The following is a 5,459-nucleotide window of genomic DNA, read 5'->3' on the forward strand; positions in this document are numbered from 1 at the left end:
GATCCACCGGTTGCGCGGCCCGGTCAGCGGCTGGACGAGGCGGATCTGGTCCGTCGCCGTCGGCTCGGCCAGCGTGGTCTGCCAGGCTTCCCCGGCCGGGTCGGTGAAGGCGCCGACCCGCCACGCGGTGCCCGGGTCGCCGTCGATCGCGCGGACCGGCCGGTCGGACGCCCCGTAGGAGAAGCTGTTCCCGTAGCTGGTGGCGGTCACCTCAGCGATCTTCGCCGGGGATCCCGGGGCGTGCAGGGCGGCGGTGGTCTCGCTGGTCACGTTCTGGTCGGGGAACATCGGCAGCCGGTTGTCGTTCGGGTCCTTCGCCAGCGGCCTGACCCCGGGTTGCTCGACGTAGCCGAAGTTCTCCCGGATGCCCGTCCACCGTTCGGCGCGCCGCCGGTTGGTGTCGGTGATGAGCAGGTCCGCACCGTCGTCGAGGGCCTGGCGCATCGCGGCGGGATCGGTGGCGAGTGCCGGGGCATAGAGGATCGCCCGCCCGTCGGCGATCGGCTCAGCGAGCAGGCCGGAGGCCGCCGCGTCTACCAGCGCCTCCCCGTTGCCGCTGACGAGCAGGGGCCGCGCGGTGGTGGCGGTGCGCACGATCGGCTGCGCGCCGCTGACCGGGAAGACGGCCAGCGCCGGCGGATCGGGCACCGACGGGTCGGTGCCGAGGGTGATCTCGTCGGTGAACGGGATACCGGGATCCTCGGCGACCGGCGGTCCGAAGGTCTGCGGTACGCCCAGCCCGTCCGGTCTGGTCGAGGTGAACAGGTTCCAGGTGGCCCGGGGGCGCGGGGTCCGGTACCGCTCGTAGGCGAGGTTGCTGCGCAGCACCACGTCGCCGACGCCCATCAGCCGGGCGAGATCTGGCAGGGCGGAGGTTTCGAATACCCCCTCCTGCAACCGGCGGTCCAGCGAGCGGACCAGGTCGACGCTGCCCGCCTCGCCGTAGGGGATGAGTTCCCGCACGACCAGCGGACGGTCCATCAGCCCCTCGGTGACCGGGTCGAGGGTGCTTCCCCAGCGGTAGTGGGAGAAGTCGGCACCGGGAAGCTCCAGCACCCGCGTGCCGTTGTTCCCAAGTGTCCCGTTGTTCCTAGTGTCCAGGGCGCGCGCGAGTTCGGTCTCGTAGGCGGGGACGTGCTCGGGGCGTTCGAGTAACGGCTCGACGAACTCGCCGCGGAACAGCGGTGACATGTCGAGGGCCAGCAACAGCAGGACCACCCCGGTGGCGAGCGGCGGGACCAGCCGCCGGCGCCGGCCCGACCGGACCGGCCGCCCACCCGGGGCACCTGGGGCAGCCGTAGCGGCCGTAGCGGTCGGACCGGCCGCCGCGTACCGCTCCCAGAGCGCGGCGAGCCCGCCCGCGAGCAGCACCGACATGCCCAGCGCGACCAGGGGGACCGCCCGGGGCAGCGAACGCAGCGCGAGACCGGCCGTCGATCCCTCGGCGAAGTCCTTGAACAGCCGTCCCCAGGGCGAGGGATCGTCGTACGGGTAGACGCCGACGGCGATCGTGGTGCCCAGCAGGATCAGCGCGACGAAGTAGCCGCGCTGGCCCCAGCGGATGGCCGAGGCACCGATCAGGGCGAGGATGGGTATGGCGAAGCTGACCGCGGTCAGCCAGATGCTCTGGGTGTAGTGGGTGGCCGGCCCGATCCACGGACCGAGCGCGTCCTGCCCGTAGAAGAACCAGTTGCCCAGGCCCCGCAGCACCTCAGAGGCCTGCGAGCTGCTGGCGACCGTCTCGATTGTCTCGGTGAAGGCGAGGACGTTGAGGCCGTAACCGGCCTGGGTGTAGAGCCCCGCGATCCACCATGCCGACGTGACGAGGACGACCAGCACCGCACGGGTGCACATACTCACGGCGGCGCCGAGCCGGACCTCGCGGGTACCCCAGACGGCGAACGGTATCCACAGCAGTGGGGCGAACAGAATGAAGATCAGGCTGGAGGCGTTGATGCTGCCGATCGTCGTGACCACGAGGGCGAAGGCGGCGGGGAAGCGCCAGCCGGCCCGGCCGGACTCCGCCTCGCGCAACCCGCGCACGGTGATGCCGATCAACCAGCCCAGTCCGGCGTAGGGCAGCAGGATCGCCGAGATCCGCGCCTCGTACTCCAGGATGTAGGGCGAGAGCATGTAGCCGAACGCGGCGACGAACGCGAAGCGGTCGGGCCAGCGGAACGAGCGGAGTAAGAACAGCACGCCGGTGACGGCGCCGAACAGGATGGAGCCCGTCCACAGCCGCTGCGCGACCCAGTCGGGCAGGCCGACGAGATCCAGCAGCCAGTAGAAGGCGCCCTGCGGGAACAGGTAGCCGATGTTCTGATGGGTGACGGTGCCCATGCCGATGCCGGGGTCCCACATGGAGACCGCCCGGCGCAGCATCCGGCTCGGATCGAGGTAGAGGTACGCCTTGGTGTCGGCGCCGATCTTTCCTGGTGCCGTCGCCAGCAGCGGCAGATACGCCACGGCGGCCAGCACCAGGGTCGGCCAGGATGGCGGCCGCCGCCGGATCGTCGCCGAGGCCGGACCGGACTCGGTGCGACCGGAGCGATCGGACTCGGTGCGACCGGAGGGGGCCGGACCGGACGGCGACGTGGTCACGGTCACCGGATCACCGGATTACCGCAGTCACCGGTGCGGCCCAACCAGGTCCGCGGCCCGGGCCGCGGTGGAGCGGCGGCCCTGATGCCGGGCCGCCTCCCGGGCGAGTGCCGCGAACGTCGAGCGAGCCGTCTGCGCCCAGGTGAAGGTCGCCGCATGCGCCAGCGCCCCGACGGACAGCCGGGCGCGCAGATCGTGATCGGTCAGCACGCCGGCCAGTGTCTTGCCCAGGTCGGCCGGATCCTCCACCAACACGCCGGTCTCGCCGTTGACGACCGCGTCGGTGTGTCCGGCGATCTTCGTCGCGACCGACGGCGTGCCGCAGGCAGCGGCCTCGGTGATCGTCATGCCCCAGCCTTCACGGGCCGAGGCCGAGGTCAGCACCCAGGCGCGCCGATACAGCGCCAGCAGGGCGTCGTCGTCGACCCGCCCGACGAGGTGCAGCCAGCCGCCGGCTCCGGCAGCGGAGATCCGCTTCTCCAGCTCCACCCGCTCGTAGCCCTCGCCGACGATGACCGCCTCCATCGCCGGATGTTCATCGTGGGCGCGGACGAGCCCGTCGATGAGGACGTCGAACCGTTTCACCGGCACCAGACGCCCGACAGCGAGGACGAGCGGATGCGGCGAGCGCTCGCCTGCGGGGGAGAACGACGGGTCGATGCCCGGCGGCACGACCGAGATGTTGCGCGGCGGCAGGCCGAGCAGTTCGATGATCTCGTGCCGGGACGACGGGGACAGCGTCAGGATGCGCGTACGCCGGTACAGCAGTGGAGCAATCTTGAATTCGACGGTCTCGCCGATCCTGGCCAGCTTCGTGGACAACACCATCCGCCACATCTCGGCATGCACGTGGTGCAGGAACACCACCCGGGGGCAGCGGGCCCAGACCGGGGAAAAGAACGGCATCCCGTTCCAGATCTCGACCAGACCGTCCCAGGGCCCGCCGCGGCCCAGCGCGCCGGACACCGCTGTGCGCGGGAAGACCGAGTACCGGCCCGCCTTGCGGACCACCGTGTAGCCGTTGCGGTGGACGGACTCCGGATGGCCGGACGCCACGGCCGTGCGCAGGCTCACGTCGATGCCGGCCTGCGCCCACAGCTCCGCGACCTTGTCGGCGTGCAGCTCTGACCCGCCCGACTCGGGGTCGTCGAGATCACGCCAGGCCAGCATGTGCACGCGGCGCAGTCCCGAAGTCTCGACCAGCTCGGCGAGGGAGAGTCGGCGCGGCGCGGCCTCGATCCCGGGCGCTCCCACCTGCGCGGCCAGGAGGCCCGGCGGGACCGGGACGGCCGGCGGCACGACGAGGCCATCGGGGGTCGGCGGGATCGTCGCGCCGGGGCCGCGACGATTGCTCGCGGCGCTCATGCCCGAGCCGTCCGGCGGGCGGCGGCGAGCACCGACAGGCCGGTGACGATGGCCAGCACGGCCTGGCAGGCGAGGTTGGCGCGGGCGGTGCTCGTCGGTGATCCGTCCGCCCACAGCATGAGGGGGACGGCCGCGGCGGCGGCCAGCCCCAGGGCCAGCAGTACGCCACGCTCGCCGAGAGCGAGCAGGTAGTGGGTGAACAGCACGGTAGCTCCGAGACAGGTCATCGCTGCGGCCAAGGGGAGAAGCGCGCCGGAGGCATCGGTGAAGCGAGAGCCGAAGGCCAGGGAGAGAAGTGTGTCGGGTGCGAGGAGAGCGGCGGAGAGCAGCCCCAGTGCGGGTACGAGGAGTATCGCTAGCGTTGCTCCGAGTTGATGGAGGGCGTGCTGCCCGAGATGTCGTCGATCGGCGGCCTCCGGCAGCAGGAAGCCGGCCAGTACGACCGCCGCCAGTACGAGTACCTTGCTGGCCACCGAGACGGCCGCGTAGGAGCCCGACTGGTCGGGGGCGAGCCGGCCCTGCATAAGGACGTCGATGTTCTGCAGGAGGCCGAGCATCGCCAGCGCGACAAGAGCGGCGCCGACCTCGACGGCCAGCGGGGCCGTGGGCGCCGCGGGCGAGCCCGGCTCCGGCGACATTCCTACGACCGCGTCCGGGTGGCGGCGCAGCGTGGACCGCGTGTGGGCGAGGGCGGCCAGCACACCGAGCAGGACGCCGATCGCCGCGCCGGTCTCGTCCAGACCGGCGAGCACCAACCCGATCGTGAACACCGTCTTCACTGCGGCGTCGACGAGCAGGTTGGCGGCCAGCGCCGGATAGAGCCGGCCGCACTGCAGCAGCCCCCGGTCGACGCAGAGCAGACACCAGGCGGCACCGGCGGTCACGATCTCGGCGACGCCGCCGGGACCGGGCAGCGACAGCTCGTGGGCCACGAAGCCCCGAGCGGCCACCGCGAGCACGGCGACGACCAGCACGAGCGCGACCCCGACCCGGCGGACCCGGCGGACCCACTGCGCCACCAGGTCCAACTGCCCGCTGTGCTGCCAGGTGGTGATCCGCCGGACCACCCCTACGAGCAGGGCGCTGCCCGGCATGGACACGATGAAGAAGATTGCGATCAGTTGGGCGACCGCGCCGTAGGACCGGGTACTCATCGCGCGCGCGATGATCAGCGTGACGCCCATGTTGGCGAGGTTGGCGAGCTGGCCGGCCAGCGCCAGCGGGATGGCGCCGCGCACCGCCCCCCGCAGTCGGGTGCCCCGGGTCTGTTTTAGGCGTTTACGCAGCGTCCAGCCGTCGGTCGCGATCGCGGCCGACGCGCCGCCCAGTTGGGCGGTATTGCGCTTCATGCGGAGTCCTCCCCGACGACATACGCAGGGGTACTCCCCACCCCGCGCAACGGAATGCCCGCGTGGGGCCGGTTCACCCGCGCCGGGGTGGTCGGCCGCCTGGTACGCCCGGGAACGGTGCTCAACGGATTGTCAGTGCCTTGT

Annotated in this window: 3 protein-coding genes; all 3 read right to left on the reverse strand. The window is 71.8% G+C overall.

Going from position 1 to position 5,459, the window contains the following annotated elements; translation table 11 throughout:
• On the reverse strand, window positions 1–2,607 hold a 2,607-nt coding region (locus tag AC08OT_RS18845; protein WP_476603121.1), incomplete at its 3' end, for an alpha-(1->3)-arabinofuranosyltransferase domain-containing protein.
• Between the two features lie 21 nt (window positions 2,608–2,628).
• On the reverse strand, window positions 2,629–3,966 hold the full coding sequence (locus AC08OT_RS18850; RefSeq protein WP_476603122.1) for a glycosyltransferase family 4 protein: 1,338 nt from the start codon (window positions 3,964–3,966) through the stop codon (window positions 2,629–2,631).
• Window positions 3,963–5,315: a hypothetical protein gene (locus AC08OT_RS18855; RefSeq protein ID WP_476593714.1), complete on the reverse strand. Its 1,353-nt coding sequence runs from the start codon at window positions 5,313–5,315 to the stop codon at window positions 3,963–3,965. The genes AC08OT_RS18850 and AC08OT_RS18855 overlap by 4 nt, the downstream gene beginning before the upstream one ends.
• Window positions 5,316–5,459: the final 144 nt, after the last annotated feature.

This window comes from Frankia sp. CgJB1 (assembly GCF_977947065.1).